The 16,840-nt window shown below is 71.9% G+C and carries 10 protein-coding genes; 5 read left to right on the top strand and 5 right to left on the bottom strand.

Annotated elements, in window-relative coordinates; translation table 11 throughout:
* Positions 1-163: 163 nt before the first annotated feature.
* Positions 164-796: a TetR/AcrR family transcriptional regulator gene (locus ACIRL2_RS48275; RefSeq protein WP_395874093.1), complete on the bottom strand. Its 633-nt coding sequence runs from the start codon at positions 794-796 to the stop codon at positions 164-166.
* 106 nt (positions 797-902) lie between these two features.
* Between ACIRL2_RS48275 and ACIRL2_RS48270 the strand changes: the two genes are divergently transcribed.
* Both ACIRL2_RS48270 and ACIRL2_RS48265 read left to right on the top strand, forming a co-directional pair.
* The gene (locus tag ACIRL2_RS48270) at positions 903-2,432 is read left to right on the top strand and encodes a DHA2 family efflux MFS transporter permease subunit (RefSeq protein ID WP_395874091.1); all 1,530 of its coding nucleotides are present in this window, start codon (positions 903-905) and stop codon (positions 2,430-2,432) included.
* A gap of 436 nt (positions 2,433-2,868) precedes the next feature.
* The gene (locus ACIRL2_RS48265) at positions 2,869-5,181 is read left to right on the top strand and encodes a PQQ-binding-like beta-propeller repeat protein (RefSeq protein ID WP_395874089.1); all 2,313 of its coding nucleotides are present in this window, start codon (positions 2,869-2,871) and stop codon (positions 5,179-5,181) included.
* A gap of 287 nt (positions 5,182-5,468) precedes the next feature.
* On the opposite strand, the gene ACIRL2_RS48260 is transcribed toward ACIRL2_RS48265, so the two are convergent.
* Positions 5,469-6,758 (bottom strand): citrate synthase, encoded by a 1,290-nt coding sequence (locus tag ACIRL2_RS48260; protein WP_020555562.1) that lies wholly within the window; start codon positions 6,756-6,758, stop codon positions 5,469-5,471.
* Between the two features lie 294 nt (positions 6,759-7,052).
* On the opposite strand from ACIRL2_RS48260, the gene ACIRL2_RS48255 reads away from it, so the two are divergent.
* Positions 7,053-9,002, top strand: coding sequence for a protein kinase (locus ACIRL2_RS48255; RefSeq protein WP_402241653.1), 1,950 nt, complete (start codon positions 7,053-7,055; stop codon positions 9,000-9,002).
* 35 nt (positions 9,003-9,037) lie between these two features.
* Here ACIRL2_RS48255 and ACIRL2_RS48250 read toward each other — a convergent pair whose 3' ends face one another.
* Entirely contained in the window at positions 9,038-10,975 is a 1,938-nt protein-coding gene (locus tag ACIRL2_RS48250) for an N-6 DNA methylase (RefSeq protein ID WP_402241650.1), read from the bottom strand.
* Positions 10,976-11,213: 238 nt separating this feature from the next.
* On the opposite strand from ACIRL2_RS48250, the gene ACIRL2_RS48245 reads away from it, so the two are divergent.
* A complete protein-coding gene (locus ACIRL2_RS48245; RefSeq protein WP_402241648.1) occupies positions 11,214-12,128 on the top strand; it encodes a hypothetical protein in 915 nt (304 codons plus the stop codon).
* Positions 12,129-12,333: 205 nt separating this feature from the next.
* On the opposite strand, the gene pucL is transcribed toward ACIRL2_RS48245, so the two are convergent.
* Positions 12,334-13,224 (bottom strand): factor-independent urate hydroxylase, encoded by an 891-nt coding sequence (pucL, locus tag ACIRL2_RS48240; RefSeq protein WP_395874081.1) that lies wholly within the window; start codon positions 13,222-13,224, stop codon positions 12,334-12,336.
* A gap of 309 nt (positions 13,225-13,533) precedes the next feature.
* Between pucL and ACIRL2_RS48235 the strand changes: the two genes are divergently transcribed.
* Positions 13,534-15,954 carry a protein kinase gene (locus ACIRL2_RS48235; protein WP_402241646.1) on the top strand — a complete coding sequence of 807 codons (2,421 nt, stop codon included), beginning with the start codon at positions 13,534-13,536 and terminating at the stop codon, positions 15,952-15,954.
* Between the two features lie 270 nt (positions 15,955-16,224).
* Here ACIRL2_RS48235 and ACIRL2_RS48230 read toward each other — a convergent pair whose 3' ends face one another.
* On the bottom strand, positions 16,225-16,707 hold the full coding sequence (locus ACIRL2_RS48230) for a hypothetical protein (protein WP_402241643.1): 483 nt from the start codon (positions 16,705-16,707) through the stop codon (positions 16,225-16,227).
* Between the last annotated feature and the right edge of the window lie 133 nt (positions 16,708-16,840).

The raw sequence follows: 16,840 nt of genomic DNA, 5'->3' as shown, positions 1-16,840 counted from the left end.
CGCGAAGCGCGGAGAGCGGCGGAGCCGCAAGCGTGGGCTTCGTGCCCCGGAGCGAAGCGGAGGGACACGAAGCCCCGAGCGAGGCACCGCTTTTTTGCGGAGGAGCGAAGCGGGGGAGCAAAAAAGCGGCGCCTCGCGAGCCGGCGACGAAGTCGCCCAACAATCAACGCACAACCAGCATCGGCATAAGCGCGTTGTCGACCAGGGATTCGATCTCGGCGCGCGACATCGGGACCCCGGTGATGGTGAAGCGCTGGCACAGGACCGAGGGGCCGGCCAGGACGCATTCCGGGGCGAGCGCGCCGGGGCGGGCCTCGCCGCGGGCAACCGCGTCGGCGAGCACCTCGGCGAGGAGGGACTGCCACGGGCCGATCACGCGGTGCTCCCACATCTCGGCGAACTCGTGGTGCCTGCTGATCTCGCCGCTCAACACCCGCATGCCCAGGCCGAGCGGGCCGAGCATGCCGTGCGCGACGGTTTCCAGGTAGACGATCAGATCGGCGCGCAACTCGCCGGGCAGGGACAACGATTCCGGCTTCGGCAGAGCGGCGGAGAGCGCGTCGGCGACCATGCTCATCTTGTCCGGCCAGCGGCGGTACAGCGCCGACTTGCCGGTCCCGGCCCGAGTCGCGACACCTTCGAAGGTCAGCGCGCCGTAGCCGCGGTCATCCAGCTCGGCGATCACCGCCTCGGTGATCGCGCGCTCCAGCGTGACGCCGCGCTTACGGGGGCGCTGCCTGTAGTCGGTGACCAGCAGGGCTGTCTCGACTTGACCCGCGCGTACTCCTGTGCTCACTCTCGCCTCCGATCGCCATGGTACAGAAAACGTTTGCGTTCTCTAATGCATAACCTCTAGATTCCCCTAGAGAACGCTCACGTCCACTAGTAATGCGAGGCAATCCATGACGACGGCACCTTCCGAGGTCGCCGGCTCGACCGGATCCCCGTCCGCGGACGCGCCCCACGCGCGTCGCGGATTGGCCTTGGCCCTGCTCGCAGGGGCCCAGTTGATGATCGTGCTCGACGCGACCATCGTGAATATCGCCCTGCCCGACATGGGCAAGGCGCTCGACATAAGCGAAACATCACTCTCGTGGGTGATGAACGCCTACATGCTGACCTTCGGCGGCCTGCTGCTGCTTGGTGGTCGGCTCGGTGACCTCTTCGGCCGACGCCGCCTGCTGGCGCTCGGCCTGATCGTGTTCACCGTCGCGAGCCTGCTCGGCGGGTTCGCCACCAACGAGGCGCTGTTGCTCGCCGCGCGAGCCCTGCAGGGCGTCGGCGGCGCGATGGTGGCCCCCGCGGTCTTGTCGTTGGTGACCACCACCTTCGAGGAAGGGCCGGAACGCAACAAGGCGTTCGGTGTGTACGCAGCGGTGTCGGGCATGGGATCCGCGGTCGGTCTGCTCCTCGGTGGTGTGCTCGTCGAGTACATCTCCTGGCGCTGGGTCATGTTCGTCAACGTGCCGATCGGCATCGCGCTCGTGGCGGCACTGCCGCTGGCCATCCCGGACGACGCGAAGACCGGCGAGAAGGCGATCTGGCGCGGCCGGTTGGACATCCCCGGCGCGCTGACCTCCACGCTCGGTGTGACCGCGCTGGTCTACGGCGTCATCCGCGCCGCGGACAAGAGCTGGACCGACGGGCTGACCGTGGGTTCGCTGATCCTCTCGGCCGTGCTGCTCGTGGCCTTCGTGGTGATCGAACTCCGGGTCGAGCGGCCGCTGATGCCGATGCGGCTGTTCCGCAACCGCAACCGCTCGGCGAGCTACGTGGTGATGGCGCTCGCCGCCGGCGGCATGATGGGCGCGTTCTTCTTCATCACGCTCTACATGCAGATCGTCGCGGGCTACACGCCGATCAAGGCCGGCCTGGCCTATCTCCCGCTGTGCGCGGGCGTGATGGTCTCGGCCCAGTTCACCAGCGTGATGTTGCCCAAGATCGGGCCGCGAGTGCTGCTGACCGCGGGGCCGATCCTGGCCGCCCTGGGGTTGTTCTACCTGTCCCTGCTCGAGGTCGACTCGAGCTATGTCGTGGGCCTGCTGCCCGCGATGGTCGTGTTCGGTCTGGGCATGGGTCTGATCTTCGTCGCGATCATGGCCACCGCGGTGGCCGGGATCGCCCCGGAGGACGCGGGTATCGGTTCCGCGATGCTCAACGTCACCCAGCAGGTGGGCGGAGCGGTGGCGATCGCGGTGCTGACCACGATCTACTCCAGCACCAAGGACAGCAAGATGGACGACCAGATCGCCAAGCTGGGCGAGAAGGCCCTGATCGATCCGGGCTCGATAAAGCTCGCGCTCACCGAGGGCTACACGGCCGGCTTCCTGACCGCGGCGATCCTGCTCGCCATCGCCGCCGTGATCGCGGTCGCGGTCCTGCGGGTCGACAAGTCGGAGCTGTCCAAGGACGCCCCCGCCGGACTGCACTAGGCGGGGCCGCACGGGCGGGACCGCGCGGGTGGCACCACACCGGGCGGGACCGCGCCGGGCGGACTTGCGGACATACCGATAAATCGTCGGTTACCTCGACACCCGGGCCCGGTTCACGTCGAACCGAGTCCGGGTGTTCGTGGTCCACGGGCGTGTCGCGTCCGTTTCGGACCGATCAGCGGTCAAATTTCCGCTTCCTCGGCCACTCTTCGTGGTCGAGGGCCGGGGGAATCCCCTGTGTTTCGGTCGAAGCGGGACGCGGCGTGGGCGGCAGACCGGGCAGGCGGGTACCCTGCGACAGGCAGCGGGTGCTCCACCCCGGGGCACCTAAATCGCGACGACGGGACGACCGGCGCCGTGGCACTCCTCCCGCCTGTTCCTGTCGAAACGGCCGCTCGGCGGGGATGATGGGCGGTGGGGCGACTTCGGGGGGATTGTGACGGAACACGGATGGCCGGGTGAGCCACCGGCCAAGGGGGATCCGGAACGGATCGGCCCCTATGCGGTGCTCGGCCGACTCGGTGCCGGCGGCATGGGCCGTATCTATCTGGGTCGTTCGCCCTTCGGGCGGCTCGTCGCGATCAAGACGATCCGTTCGGAGCTGGGCGGCGATCCCGGTTTCCGCGCGCGCTTCGCGCAGGAGGTGGCCGCGGCCCGCCGGGTCAGCGGCGTGTTCACCGCCGCCGTGGTCAACGCCGATCCCGACGCCGCGGTGCCGTGGCTGGCCACCGCGTACGTGCCCGCGCCCTCGCTCGAATCCCTGGTCCGCGCGTGCGGTCCGCTGCCGCCGCGCGCGGTGCGCTGGATGGCCGCGGGCATCGCCGAGGCACTGGAGTCCGTGCACGCCGCCGGACTCGTGCACCGCGACCTGAAGCCGTCCAACGTGCTGGTGGCCAGCGACGGCCCCAAGGTGATCGACTTCGGCATCTCGCGCGCCGCCGACTTCGGCTCGCTGACCATGACCGGCGTCGCGGTCGGTACCCCCGCGTACATGTCCCCGGAACAGGCGCAGGGCGTTCGGGACATCACCCCGGCGAGCGACATGTTCTCGCTCGGCGCGACGCTCGTGTACGCGGCCACCGGGCACTCCCCCTACCCCGACCGCAAGCCGGCAGAGGCACTGTTGCGCCTGGTCACCGGATCTCCCGATCTGGAAGGGCTGCCGCCGGAGCTGACCGGCCTGGTCAACCTGTGCATGCAGCGCGCGGCCGAGCATCGGCCGAGCCCGACCCAGTTGCTCAACCAGCTCGCCCCGATGCTGGACGACAGCGACGCGGACAGCCAACTGCCGGACAACGCGTCGGCGATGGTGCAGCGGTTCGAGAGCCAGTACCGGCCGACGATGGGCCCGCGCACGCCGCCCGTGCGCGAGCCGGCCGAGCCGGAGCAGCCCGAACTGCCGGAGAACGTGCGCCCGGACCCGAACAACATGGGCAAACTGCCCAACCAGGTACGCGAGGAGCCGCGCCCGGCACCGCGCCCCGAGACGCACCGCCCCCCTCCGCCGCAACGCCCGCCGACCAATCCGACCCGCAAGCCGCCGCCGCGGCCGCCGACCCCGCCGACGAACACCGGGCAGCCGGGCGGCTCGCGACCGGTCGCGGGTCGTCAGGTGTCCACGTCGTCCCCGTCGCCGGCGCTGCCGACCGAGCGGGTGGCCAGGCCGCCCGCGCCCATACCCAACTCTCCGGTCACGTGGCCGGAGAGCGGGCCCGACGTGCCACGCCAGCACCCCACTCCGCCGCGCACCCCCACCGGCGGTCTGGAGACCTCGCCGGTGTGGCGGTTCACCGCGACCGGCGAGATCCTCACCCCGCCGGTCCGCGCGGGCTCGGGTCGGACCGCGCGCGTGCACGTGCACAGCAACGACAACGGGCTGCACACCCTGCACCTGGCCACCCGCGAGTGGCGGTTCGACTCGTCGGGCTGGTCGCATCCGCCCGCCGTGGACGGCGAGCTGATGTACCTCAGCAGCCAGGACAACCATGTCTACGCGCTGGAGCTGACGTCACGTCAGTGGCGCTGGAGCTTCCCCACCGGCGGCGAGGTCGTGGCCGCTCCGGTGGTCGCCGACGGCACCGTGTACTTCGGCTCCAGCGACAACGCGCTGTACGCCGTGGACGCGGCCACCGGTCGATGTCGCTGGCGCTTCCCCACCGGCGGCTGGGCCACCTCGCCCACCGTCGTGGACGGCACGGTGTACTTCGGCTCCAGCGACCGCTGCGTGTACGCGCTGGACGCGGCGACCGGCTGGTGCCGGTGGCGCTTCGCCACCGGCGGCTGGGTGTCCTCGCCGACCGTGGCGAACGGCGTCGTGCACGTCGGCAGCACCGACCAGTACCTGTACCTGCTCAACGCCACCGACGGCGCGATGCGCGGGTGGTTCGGCGCGGGCGGCCCGGTCGCCCAGCCGGCCACGGCGGGCAACCTGTCGTTCTTCGGCAGCGGCGACGGCGGCCTGTACGCGGTCGACGTCAACACCACACGCTGCGTGTGGCGGTTCGGGGCGGAGGGCTGGGTCACCTCGCCGGTGGTCGCGGACGACATCGTGTACGCGGGCAGCAGCAACGGCTCGGTGATAGCGGTGGGCATGGGCGGCGAGCCACGCTGGCGCTTCACCACCGGAGGCCGGGTCACCTCGCCGATCGTGGCCGACGGGCTGCTCTTCGTGGGCAGCGCCGACCGGCACCTGTACGTGCTCGACGCGGCCACCGGAAAGGGCCCCGCGGACGCGACGCCCACCGGCTGATCCCGGCCTGCCCTGGTTCGATCCTCGGCCCTCGCCACCTCGTTCGACTCCCGACCCCTGGGACGGGTCCGGGTCATTGATCACGTTCGGATCACAAAACTACCGATCAATCAGGAGTTGTCAGTACAGTTCTCCCGCACCGGGGTCGATCGAGTGCGCTGCACCGCCCGCGAGAGACCTCGGCGCGAAACACGATGGCGGAAAAACAAAACGATCTTGGAGCCGAATACCTCGAACCGTGGTTCGAGACCTTCGACTCCAAGATCGTTTCCGCGTGTTCCCTACGGTCAGCGGGCACCGATGGGGGTGTAGTCGCGCAGCGCGACGCCGGTGTACACCTGGCGCGGGCGGCCGATCTTCGCCTTCGGGTCGGCGATCATCTCCTGCCAGTGCGCGATCCAGCCCGGCAGCCGGCCGATCGCGAACAACACGGTGAACATCTCGGTGGGGAAGCCCATAGCCCGGTAGATCAGCCCGGTGTAGAAGTCCACGTTCGGGTACAGCTTGCGCTCGACGAAGTAGTCGTCCGCGAGCGCGCGCTCCTCCAACTGCATCGCGAGGTCCAACAGTTCGTCCTTCTTGCCCATCCGGGACAGGACGTCGTCGGCCGCCTTCTTGATGATCGTCGCGCGCGGGTCGCGGCTCTTGTACACCCGGTGGCCGAAGCCCATCAGGCGCACGCCGTCTTCCTTGTTCTTCACCTTGTTCACGAACGAGTCGATGTCGCCACCGTCGTTCTTGATCTGCTCGAGCATCTCGAGCACCTGCTGGTTGGCACCGCCGTGCAGCGGACCCCACAGCGCGTTGATGCCTGCCGAGATGGACGCGAACATGTTCGCCTGGCTGGAGCCGACCAGCCGCACCGTCGAGGTCGAGCAGTTCTGCTCGTGATCGCCGTGCAGGATGAGCAGCTTGTCGAGCGCGTCCACCACCACCGGGTCGGCCTTGTACGACTCGGCCGGGACCGCGAAGGTCATCCGCAGGAAGTTCTCGACGTAGCCGAGCGAGTTGTCCGGGTAGAGCATCGGCTGGCCGACGGACTTCTTGAACGCGTAGGCCGCGATCGTCGGCAGCTTCGCCAACAGCCTTATCGCCGAGAGCCGGACCTGCTCCTCGTCGAACGGGTTGTGGCTGTCCTGGTAGAACGTGGACAGCGCGGACACCACGGACGACAACATCGCCATCGGGTGCGCGTCGCGCGGGAAGCCGTCGTAGAAGCGCTTGACGTCCTCGTGCAGCAGGGTGTGCTGGGTGATCTCGTCGCGGAAGTTGTCCAGCGCGCTCGCGGACGGCAACTCGCCGTAGATCAGCAGGTAGGCCGTCTCCAGGAAGGTCCCCTGCTCGGCGATCTGCTCGATCGGATAGCCGCGGTAGCGGAGGATGCCCTCCTCGCCGTCGATGAAGGTGATCGCCGATTTACACGCGGCGGTGTTGACGAACCCTCCGTCGTAGGTCACCAGCCCCGTCTTGGCGCGAAGTGTCGAGATGTCCACGGCGGTGTCGCCAATGGTGCCCTCGACCAGCGGAAGGGTGTGCTCGTTTCCTTGGTGGCGCAGTACTACCGAGTCCTCGCTCATGGGGGTCCCCTACTTCTCGGCTCAGGCTCCGGCAGCCACCCGGATCGTGTCCGTGCGGTTCCGGTCTTTGTGACATGTGTGCATCAGTACGAATAGCAGGCGCGCGAGGCGACCTCGCAGCCACCTCCCACCTGGGCGACAAACCGTGAGCCGCGTCACCTGACCCAGGGTGGCGGGTCGAGATGCCCAGAGTCATCGCCGCAACCGTGCACGTGTTTCGGCTTCCCGTTACGAGTGTCACCCATGCGGCGTCATGATGAGGGCACACGATCGGGTGGCCCGGGGGGACTTTGCGTGACCGATGTCGACAGGCGGGGTCCGGCCCCCTTGGACGCGTACGATCCGCGCCGGATCGGGCCCTATCGGGTGCTCTCCCGACTCGGCCGGGGCGGCATGGCCCGGGTCTTCCTGGGACTGTCCCCGGCGGGCCGGCTGGTGGCGATCAAGACCATCCTGGCCGAGTTGGACCACGACGCGGACTTCCGCCGCCGGTTCGCCCGCGAGGTGCACGCCGCGCGACTGGTCAGCGGGGTGTTCACGGCCGCCGTGGTGGACGCCGACCCGGAGGCCGAGCGGCCCTGGCTGGCCACCGCGTACGTGCCCGCGCCGTCGCTGCGCGAGGTGGTCGACGAGTGCGGTCCGCTGCCGCCGGACGCGGTGCGCTGGCTGGCCGCCGGGGTGGCAGAGGCGCTCGGCGCGATCCACGGCGCCGGCCTGGTGCACCGCGACCTGGCCCCGGGCAACATCCTGGTCACCCTGGACGGTCCCAAGGTGATCGACTTCGGGCTCGCGCTGGCCGAGGACCAGGACACCGTCAATCTGGTCGGCACGATCGCCTACATGGCGCCCGAGCAGGTCGAGGGCGAGTCCGGCACGGTCCGCTCCGACGTGTACGCGATGGGCGCCACGCTGCTGTTCGCGGGCACGGGTCACGCGCCGTACGAGGGCAGCGCGATGCGGGTGATGAGCGCCGTGCGCAATCGCGACCCGGACCTGACCGGGCTGCCCGAGGAACTCCTGCCGCTGGTGGAGTCGTGTCTGCGCCGCCGCGCCGACCGACGCCCCTCGCCGGACAACGTGGTCACCGACTTCGCCGCCCTGCTCAGCCGCCGCCGACGCCCGCACGAGGCTGCCTCGTGGTTGCCCCGTCCCGTCCTGGAACTGCTCTACGAGCACGAGCGCCGGATCCGCCCCGCCGTCGAACCGCCCGGCCCGCCCGCGGCGCGACCGGCACCCGAGCCGGAGGCGGTGCGGGCTCCCTCTGCCGAGCGCCCGCGCCCGGCCCGGCCCGCGCGCCGACGGGCCGCCGAACCCACCGCGGCTCGGCCCGCGCCCGCCCCGACCAAGCGCTACACCGAGGATCCGTACCCGACGCGTGCGCCGATGCTCGACCGGATCGGCTATCGGGTGAGCGACTCGGGGGCGATCAGCGTGACGGCCTCGTCGCTGTCCGAACCGGGCCTGGGACGCTGGCACTCGGTACTGGCGCCGGTGGTGGGCCCCGCGTTGGGCGCCGGGTACTACGGGCCGCGTCGGTCCGCGGTCCGCTTCGGCATGCTCGGCGGCCGACCGACGCTGATCCGGCGCACCGCCGCACACGCCCTGGTGCTGATCGCCCCGGCCCGACCCGAACCCGGCGCGGTCTCGCTCGCCGGGCCCCGGCACGCGCTCGCGCTGGGCGCGGCGCCGGTGGACCTGCCGGATCCGGATCCTCCGGGCCACCGGCACGTGCCCCGGCTCGACCCGGCGGTGCTGAACGCGGAGCTGACCCGCCGCGAGGCCGGGCTGCGGCTGCGCGCCACGCGACATCCCGACGTGCTGACGGACGTGATCTCGGCGGTGCTCACCCGGCCGGAGGCCACCTTCGCGCTGTCCGAGGCGGACGCCGTGCCGGACCCCGAGGCGGTGTTGTGGGGCCTGTGCGAACTGGTCGGCCCGCTACTCCCGTACACGTTGTCCTTCTCCACGCTGAGCGCGTCCGAGCCGGACGACGAGCCGCGGCTGGTGGTCCACCGACAGTGGCCGGCCCACGACGCGCGCACCCGGCGGCATCGGATCGTCCCGGGCGAGGAGTTGTACTCGATGGGCGACGCGCACCGCGCCGCCGCCGAGGCCCTGGTGCGCGGCTACACCGGTCCCGACCGAGCCGCCGCAGCGGCCGCCCTGGGCCCGCCGGGCCCGTTCCGCTCCGCCGCGCCCACGGCCCGCTCGCAGGCCGTCCTGCGCGCCTTGGAGGGCCGGTAGCACGGGTCGGCGAGCCGGGCCGGGTGGACCCGGCGCTATTGCGGCGGCCGGAGCAGGCCGGCGGTGAGGCCCTCCAACAGGCCCCGGCCCAGGTCCTCGCCCAGGGCCGCCGCGCCGCGCAGGTCGGTCACGAACGCGCGCAGCGCCCGGAAGGTCTCGCCGTAGGCGCGCTGCCGGTCCGGCGGCAGCAGCGGGATCTCGATCCGGCGCACGTCGACCCGCACGATGCTGGACCCGTACCCGGCCCGCCTGGCCTGGGCCGGGTCGGTCAGGAACCCGGCCAGGAACCACGGATCGAGGGTGGCCGGATCGGGGCGCAGCAGGTGCAGGTTGGGTCCGAGCACCGCGTCCCGCTCGGCGGGTCCGGCCACTCGGACCGCGCCCGCCCAGCCGTTCTCGCCGCTGCCCAGCAGGGTCGGCACGATCACGTCGCCCGCCCGGATGCGCGGGTGTTGTGCCTCGTCCGCCTCGGCGACCGACAGGCGCGCGCTCGGCGGCACGGCGGCGGCGAGATCGGTGGTGGTGAGCATCGGCACGGTCGGCCCGGTCGGCGTCTCCTGGCCGCTCCGGCCGGAGCGGGTCGCGCTGCGGTACAGCGTGACCGCGCCGGTGCGGGCCAGATCGGCGAGCGTGACCGAGCGCCAGGTCGGCGCCCCCGGGTCGGCGGCGGGTACATCGGGCACCAGTTCCGGGAGCCGGTCCAGCAGGTCGAGCAGCCGCCGGCGGGTGTCGTGCACCCGCTCGGCCACGTTCAGGTCGGTGCGCTCGGGCAGGTTGTGTGACGGGGTCAGGTCGACGTTGTCGTCGAGGAGTTCGATCAGCGGCACGGCGCGGTGTCGGCCGGGCACCTCGGCCAGGCCGCCGGGATCGGTGCCGAAGTCGTGCCAGGCCCGCACGCCGGCCTGCGCCGCGGCCGCGTCCTCGATCGCGGCGAACAGCACGTGTGAGGGCATCAGTTCGCCCGAGGGCCGTTCCAGGATCCACAGGTGCAGCGCGACGCCGAACGGCGGCGCGGCGCCCGCGGGCAGCGCGAACACCGCGCGCAGCGCGCCCCGGCGCAGCAGTTCGGCCCGGATCCGCCGGCCCGAGCTCCGGGCCGCGACGGCGGGCGGCATCAGCAGCACGACCCGCCCGCCGACCTCGGTGTGCGCCAGCGCGTGCTGGACCCACGCGAGTTCGGACTCGGTCCTGGGCGGCAGGCCGTACTCCCAGCGCTGGTCGTAGGCCAGTTCGTCGTGACCCCAATTGCGGTCGTTGAACGGCGGGTTGCCCACGACGGTGTCGAACAGCTCGTCGGGCCACGCGTCCGCGCGCAGCGCGTCGCCCTCGGCGACGGCGATCGCGGTGTCCGGTCCGGCATCGGGGTGCAGCGCGATGCGGGCGCGGATCAGTCGGGCCAGGGCCGGGGCCTCGGCCTGCCCGCGCAGGGTGCGCGCGGATCGCACGAAGCCGAGCAGCAGATCGCCGTGCGTGGTCGCCGGATTCAGCACGGATGTCACGGATTCCCGTCCCACGCACGCCAGTTCGGCGATCAGCGCGACGGTGGCCGAGGGGGTGACGCCGCCGGGGCCGGCTGCGGACTCGGCGAATCGGGAGTAGAGGGCGGCGAACACGGCCGAGGCCCCGCGGGTGCCGGCGAGGTCGCTCGCGGCGCGCAGCAGGGCGGCGTGCGGCCCCACCGGCTCGGGTGAGCCGGCCGCCAGGTGGTCGCCGATGTCGGCGAGCCGGCCGGGGACGTCGTTGGAGGCCGCGACCAGGCGCCACAGGTGTTCCTCCGGCGCGACCTCGGCGATCTTGCCCTGGTCGCGCAACCAGCTCTCCACGTCGGACAGCGCGAAGGTGGGGCTCGCGTCGCTGCCGCCCACGGGCCGCGGGAAGTCGTCGAAGCGCCGGCGCCAGTTACTGACGGCGGCGCGTCCGACACCCGCGATGCGGGCGATCTCGGCAGCGGTGACCTGGGGGCTGGTGGGCACCGTCTCCTCCTCCTGGACCGATTGTGAACCTTCCGGAGTCAACCATATCGAGGTGACTCAAGGTGCGAGCAAAATGCTTGTTGACAGCGTTCACAGCCGCTGCTTCTATTGACCACGGCAGCACGGAGCAACCCCGGAAACACCCGCACCGTGCTGTCACTTGACCACCGGCCGCTCGGCCGGCGGACCGATCGGCGCAGTAGGCGGCCGAGACGCAGTGCCTCCGAAGGGAAACCTCATGTCCGCGCTCGCTCCCCGGCAGACCGTTGTGCAGCAGTCCGCTTCGACCGCAGCCCCGCGGGGACGTCGCCGCGGCCTGATCACCACCGTGGCCGTCGCCGCGACGATCGCCATGACCGGATCGCTCGCCGCCTGCGGACCCACCAGGAAGGAAGAGGGCAAGGCGTCGAGCGCGTCGGCGGAGTCGCCGAGGACCACCGGCGCGGCCGACACGAGCGCGGCGCCCGGAGCCGACGAGCCCAAGACCGGCGCACCCAAGTCGGACGCGCCCAAGGCCGGCGACAAGGGCGGCACCGACAAGGTCGCCCAGGACCTGCTGACCCACCTCAAGACCACCAAGCACGGCGGTGTGGTGTCCGAGGTCCGGATCGTGAAGCAGTACGAACGCTACGAGGTCACCGTCAACACGACGCTGCCCGCGGAGGTCTCCATCACCGAGGACATCAAGGGTGCGAACGCCCGGATGGACAAGGGGCGGAAGCTCGCCGTCGAGGCGATGCAGTGGACGCAGGACTCGTCGAGCCTGACGATCGGCTCCGTCTCCGTGCTCGACAAGGAGAAGGGCACCGCCGGCATCGAGAACGGCGCGGAGAAGGACACCGACAAGGCCGGTTCCGAGAAGTACGCCGCCGACCTGCTCGCCAAGCTCAAGAGCACCACCCACGGCGGCCTGGTCACCAAGGTCCGGATCTCGAAGACCTATTCCGGCTACGACGTCGTGGTGCTCACCTCGCTGCCCGCCGAGGTCTCGCTCACGGAGAACCTCGCCGCCGAGAGCGCCCGGATGGACAAGGGCGGCAAGCTCGCCACCGAGGCGAAGCAGTGGGCCGAGAACAACACCACCCGCAAGGTCTCCTCCGTCGAGGTCCTCGACGTCGAGAAGGGCACGGCGGGGATCGAGAACCTGGGCTGACCGACGCGCGGTCCGGGACGGCGTCGGGGGGCGACGGCCGGGGGCGTCCGGGTCGGCATCCGGGAAACGACGAACACACCCGCGACGGAGATACGCGGACGACGAACTTTCATCCGGGGGGATGAGGGAGGGGGTCGCGGGGGCGGGGTGCCGTACGGCGCCTCGCCCCCGCGGTGTGTCCGGGTCCGGTCGGCGGCTTCCGGCGCTATCGCCAGGGGAGTTCGGCGAGCGCGGGCGCCGCGTCGTCGCGCAGCACGGTGCCCTCGATCACGCCGTACGGCCGATCCGTCACCTGGTACACCTCACCCGTGTTGTGCAGACCGAACGCGTCGAGGTCGACCGGGAGGTGGTGCCTGTTCGGCAGCGTCAGTCGCACCTCGACCAGGTCCTCCCGCTCGGTCAGCACCGCCTCGCCCATTGCGTACAGGGTCTGTTGCAGGGACAGGCTGTGCGTTTCGGCAAAGGTACGCAGCAGCGTGTCGCGAGCCGCGCAAAAGGACGAGTCCCAGTCCGTCGACGCGACGTCGGACCGCCGATGGCGCCAGCGCGCGTGCACGCTCGTGGCCAGGATCCGGTCCCGGGTCGGGGCCAGCGTCGTGTAACGGTCCGTCATGAAGCCGTGGAACTCCGACCCGGTGGACTTGAGCGCGGTCACGTCCTCCAGACCGGCGCAGACCTCGGTACCGGCCGGCCCGTGCAGCACGCCCGCGTATCGGGCCCCGGCCGCCCGGGTCCACGCGTGTGGGTGCGGCCCGTGCGTGCCGGGGATCCGGATCCAGGGGTATTCCAGGACGCGCACGCGCGCGGTATCGATCGGGGCGTACGCGTCGACGAAGTGCCGGGCCAGGCGCAGCCCGAACGCCTCGACCGCGGGCAGCGGTCGGTCCTGCGCGAACGCGTACACCACGGCGCGCATCGTGTCGGTCGGGATGACGTGGGCGTTGTCGCCGCGCAGATGGGTGGCCGCGAGGTCGCCGGACAGTGACACGGACACGTTCAGATCGCACAGTTCGTGCTCGGTCGCGGTGGTCCGGGTGACCCGGACCAGTCGTACCTCCGCCTTGCCGTATCGATTCGGCCCCAGAACGATCGCCATCGGTTCAGCTCCCTCGCCACGCGGGCTGATGTTGCCGGGTGTTGCCGGGTGTTGTCGCGAAGCTAGCGGCGCACGCGGAGCCCGGTCAAAGGCGCGAATCGGGACATGTCCTGGCGATTCGCTGCGGTTGCCGGGTCGGTGACGAGACGTTCACGAGTCGTCGACGAGCCGGTCCGGGTCCTCGGTGGGGCCTCGGCCCGGAGGGTAGGCTGCGGCAAAGTCCGCGGGGAGGCGAGACAGACAGGGCCGGAAAAAGCCCTGGGCCCCTCCCTGCCTTGGCGCAGCACGTACATAGAGGGGGCGGCAGTCATGGATCCGCTGAAGCCGGGCGATCCCGGGGTTGTCGGGCGGTACCGACTGTCGGCCCGATGGGGACAGGGCGGCCTGGGGACGGTCTTCCTCGGTCGCGCACCCGGCGGTGACCACGTCACGGTCAAGCTGGTGCGGCCCGACCTGGCGTCCGACAAGACGTTCCTCGAACGCTTCCGCAAGGACGTCACCACTGCCAGGGAGGTCGGCGGCACACACGTCGCGCACGTCCTGGACGCGGACCCGGACGGCACGCCGCCGTGGCTGGTCGTCGAGCACGTGGCGGGCCCGTCCCTGGAGTCGGCCGTCGGGGCGCACGGGCCGCTGCCCGAGCACTCGCTGCGTGCACTGGGCGCGGGATTGGCCGAGGGGCTCGCGGCCATCCACGAGGTCGATCTGACGCACCGTGACCTCAAGCCGGCCAACGTCCTGCTCGCGGCCGACGGGCCGCGCGTGGCGGACTACTCGCTGGCCCGGGCCCTCGGTTCGGCCGGGATGACCCGGACGGGTGTCGTGGACGTCCCGGGGCTGCCCGCACCGGAGCAGGTCACCGGCGGCTCCATAGGCCCGGCGATCGACGTGTTCGCGCTGGGCGGTGTGCTGTGCCACGCGGCCGGCGTGGCGCCGTTCGGCGCGGGGTCGGCCGCCGAGATCGCACAGCGGGTCGTGCGCGAGATGCCGGACCTGACGGAACTCCCGGACTGGCTCGGTGAGATCGTCGCCGACTGCCTGAAGAAGCGGCCCACCGCACGGCCCTCGGCGGCCGACTTGGTGGCACGCTTCGCCGCGGCCGAGCCGAGTGCGGACTGGCTTCCCGAGGAACTGAGGGCACTGGTCGCCGCGGCGACCGCGGCCGTGGGCGATGCCCCGCCCCCGAAGGACGCCGAGAGCGCGGACGGGGAAGAGGAAGAGCCGGAGACCACCGAGGTCCCGGCAGCCGCCGCACTCGCGACCGCGACACCGACCGACACGGACGAGACGCCCGTGGCGACTCCGGCGGTACGCGCGGGCAAGAAGGCCGCCGGCAAGCCCGCGACCGGTGCTGCTGCCGCCGCGAAGAAGGTCGCGAAGAACGGCGCGAAGCCGGCCGCGCAACCTGCCGAGGACGAGGCCGAGACCGACGCGACTCCGGTGGCAACGCCCGCCGTGCGACCCGGCAAGAAGGGCGCTGCGAAGCCCGCCGCCGAGCCGGATGCCACCGCGACGACCGACGCGGACGACGCGACTCCGGTGGCAACGCCCGCCGTACGGCCCGGCAAGAAGGGCGCTGCGAAGACGACCCGCGCTCCCGCCGCCGGCTCCGATGCCGACGAGGCGGGCGACGAGACTCCGGTGGCGACACCGGCATCGGCCGCGCCCGGGAAGATCGCGAAGCCGACCGCGCGAGCCGCCGAGACCGAAGCCGAGGACGAGGCCGAGGACGACGCGACCCCCGTGGCCACGCCCGCCGTACGCGCGGGCAAGAAGGGCGCGGGGAAGCCCGCCGCCGGTGGTGGCGCCGCGAAGAACGGCGCGGGCCGGGACCAGGGCGACGCCGACGCCGACGCCGACGCCGACGAGGTGAGCGACGACGAGGACGACGCGACTCCGGTGGCGTCGCCGGCGGTGCGGGCCGACCAAAACGGTGCCGGGAAGCCTGCCGCGGAAAAGCCCGACCCGGACTCCGACGCCACGACCCCCGTGGTGGCACCGGCCGTTCGCGTCGGCAAGGACGACGACGTCACCACTCCGATCGCGACCCCGGCGGCCCCCGCTCCCGAGGCGGACAAGCCGGCGGCCAAGGCGCCCTACGACGGTGGCGCGCCGGTCAAGGTGCCGGCCATCCGTCGGGGCACCGACGCCGAAACGGTCAAGGTCGCCCGGGACTCCGAGTCCCCCGCGCCCGCCGACGCCGGTGCCGAGACCGTCAAGGTCGCCCGGGACTCCGAGTCCCCCGCGCCCGCCGACGCCGGTGCCGAGACCGTCAAGGTCGCCCGGGACTCCGAGTCGGCGGCGCCGCCGCGACCGGACGCGCCGACCAGGGTGGTGCCCGCCCCGCCGTTCCCGACCGACGCGCCCGCCGCCGCGACCGAGGTGCCGCCCTTCCCGACCGGTTCGCCCTTCCCGCTCACACCCGCGCCGGCACGCGCCGCGCGGCCGGCCAATCCGGTGATCTGGCACGCGGTGATCGCGCTGCTCGGAGTGACCGCCGTCGGCATAGGGCTGTTCCGCATCACCGACTCCGCGTGGCGCGACGCGCAGAACGCCGTCATGGGTGTGGTCCTGCCCGGCATCTCGGTGCTGGCGGGCCTGGCCGGCCTGGTCACGCTGGCGCTGGCCGTGCTCGATTCGCGGCGCAAGGCCGCCGCCGGCCCGGCGTACCCGCCCGGCACCGCTCCCGTCGCCGAACCGAGGCCGACCGAGGCGGACTCGGCGCGGTAGCCGTACCCGAACACCCGCGACGGGCCCGCCGGTCGTCCCTCGACCACCGGCGGGCCCGATCGTCCTCCCGCGCCCGCACCCGCGCCGACCGGTGACGGCGTGTCAGTTGCTGCCGCCGCAGGACGAAGAGCAGCCGCCGTTGCTGTAACTCCAGCCCAATCGAGGGTTGTACGCCCCGCTCGGATCCCGGTCGAGCGCCGCCCTCGGCCCGAAATCATGGGCAACTCCCGCACCCGGCAGTGTCGTTGCGCGTCGCGTGACAGGTCGTGTTCAGCCGCGGGCAGCGCCTGGCGGCCACACCACGTGCACTCGTGTGCCCGCCGCGCGGGCCTTGGCGACCACCTCGGCGGTGCCGCCGCGTGCGCCGCCGGGTCGGCCGTCCCAGACCGCGAACACCACGTCCACCGCCGCGAGCAGCGCGTCGTTGGCCGCCGCGTACGCGTCCTCGGACGCCCGGCGGAACGGCATCACCCGGACCTCGTCGGCGCGCGCGATCAAGTCCTCGAAACCGGCGCGGTAGTTCGGACCGACCTTGGTCTCGCCGTAGTCGGCCGACGGCAGCAGTGCCACGAGCCGGCCGCCCAGGTCCAGGACGGCGCGCGCGAAGATCGCGTCCGCGCCTGCCGCGAGGCAGCTGTAGCCCACGAGCTCGTCCGGCGCGACCCGGGCGAGCAGCTCCCGAACGGCCCGATCGACCAGCGGCACGGTGTCGGGCGTCAGGTTGATGTGGCCGGTGATGCCGTAGCTCGTCACGCCTACTCCAGTCCTGGTCCACTCGGTTGAGGGAACCCCCCATTGTTTGGGCAAGCGACCGGGGAATCCGCACGAGCCGGTCGATAATCGGAGCAATTCGGCCGCGCAAGCCTCGACGCGAACGGGTCCCGGC

The sequence above is a fragment of the Embleya sp. NPDC127516 genome (genome assembly GCF_044765325.1).
Taxonomy (GTDB): Bacteria; Actinomycetota; Actinomycetes; order Streptomycetales; family Streptomycetaceae; genus Embleya.
Note: the sequence above shows the minus strand (reverse complement) of the source record. Positions and strands in the feature narration are given on the sequence as shown.

Coding starts and splice junctions, on each gene's coding strand:
- ACIRL2_RS48270 (WP_395874091.1), top strand. CDS start 903: ATGACGACGGCACCTTCCGAGGTCGCCGGCTCGACCGGATCCCCGTCC.
- ACIRL2_RS48260 (WP_020555562.1), bottom strand. CDS start 6,758: ATGAGCGAGGACTCGGTAGTACTGCGCCACCAAGGAAACGAGCACACC.
- ACIRL2_RS48245 (WP_402241648.1), top strand. CDS start 11,214: ATGTCCGCGCTCGCTCCCCGGCAGACCGTTGTGCAGCAGTCCGCTTCG.
- pucL (WP_395874081.1), bottom strand. CDS start 13,224: ATGGCGATCGTTCTGGGGCCGAATCGATACGGCAAGGCGGAGGTACGA.
- ACIRL2_RS48235 (WP_402241646.1), top strand. CDS start 13,534: ATGGATCCGCTGAAGCCGGGCGATCCCGGGGTTGTCGGGCGGTACCGA.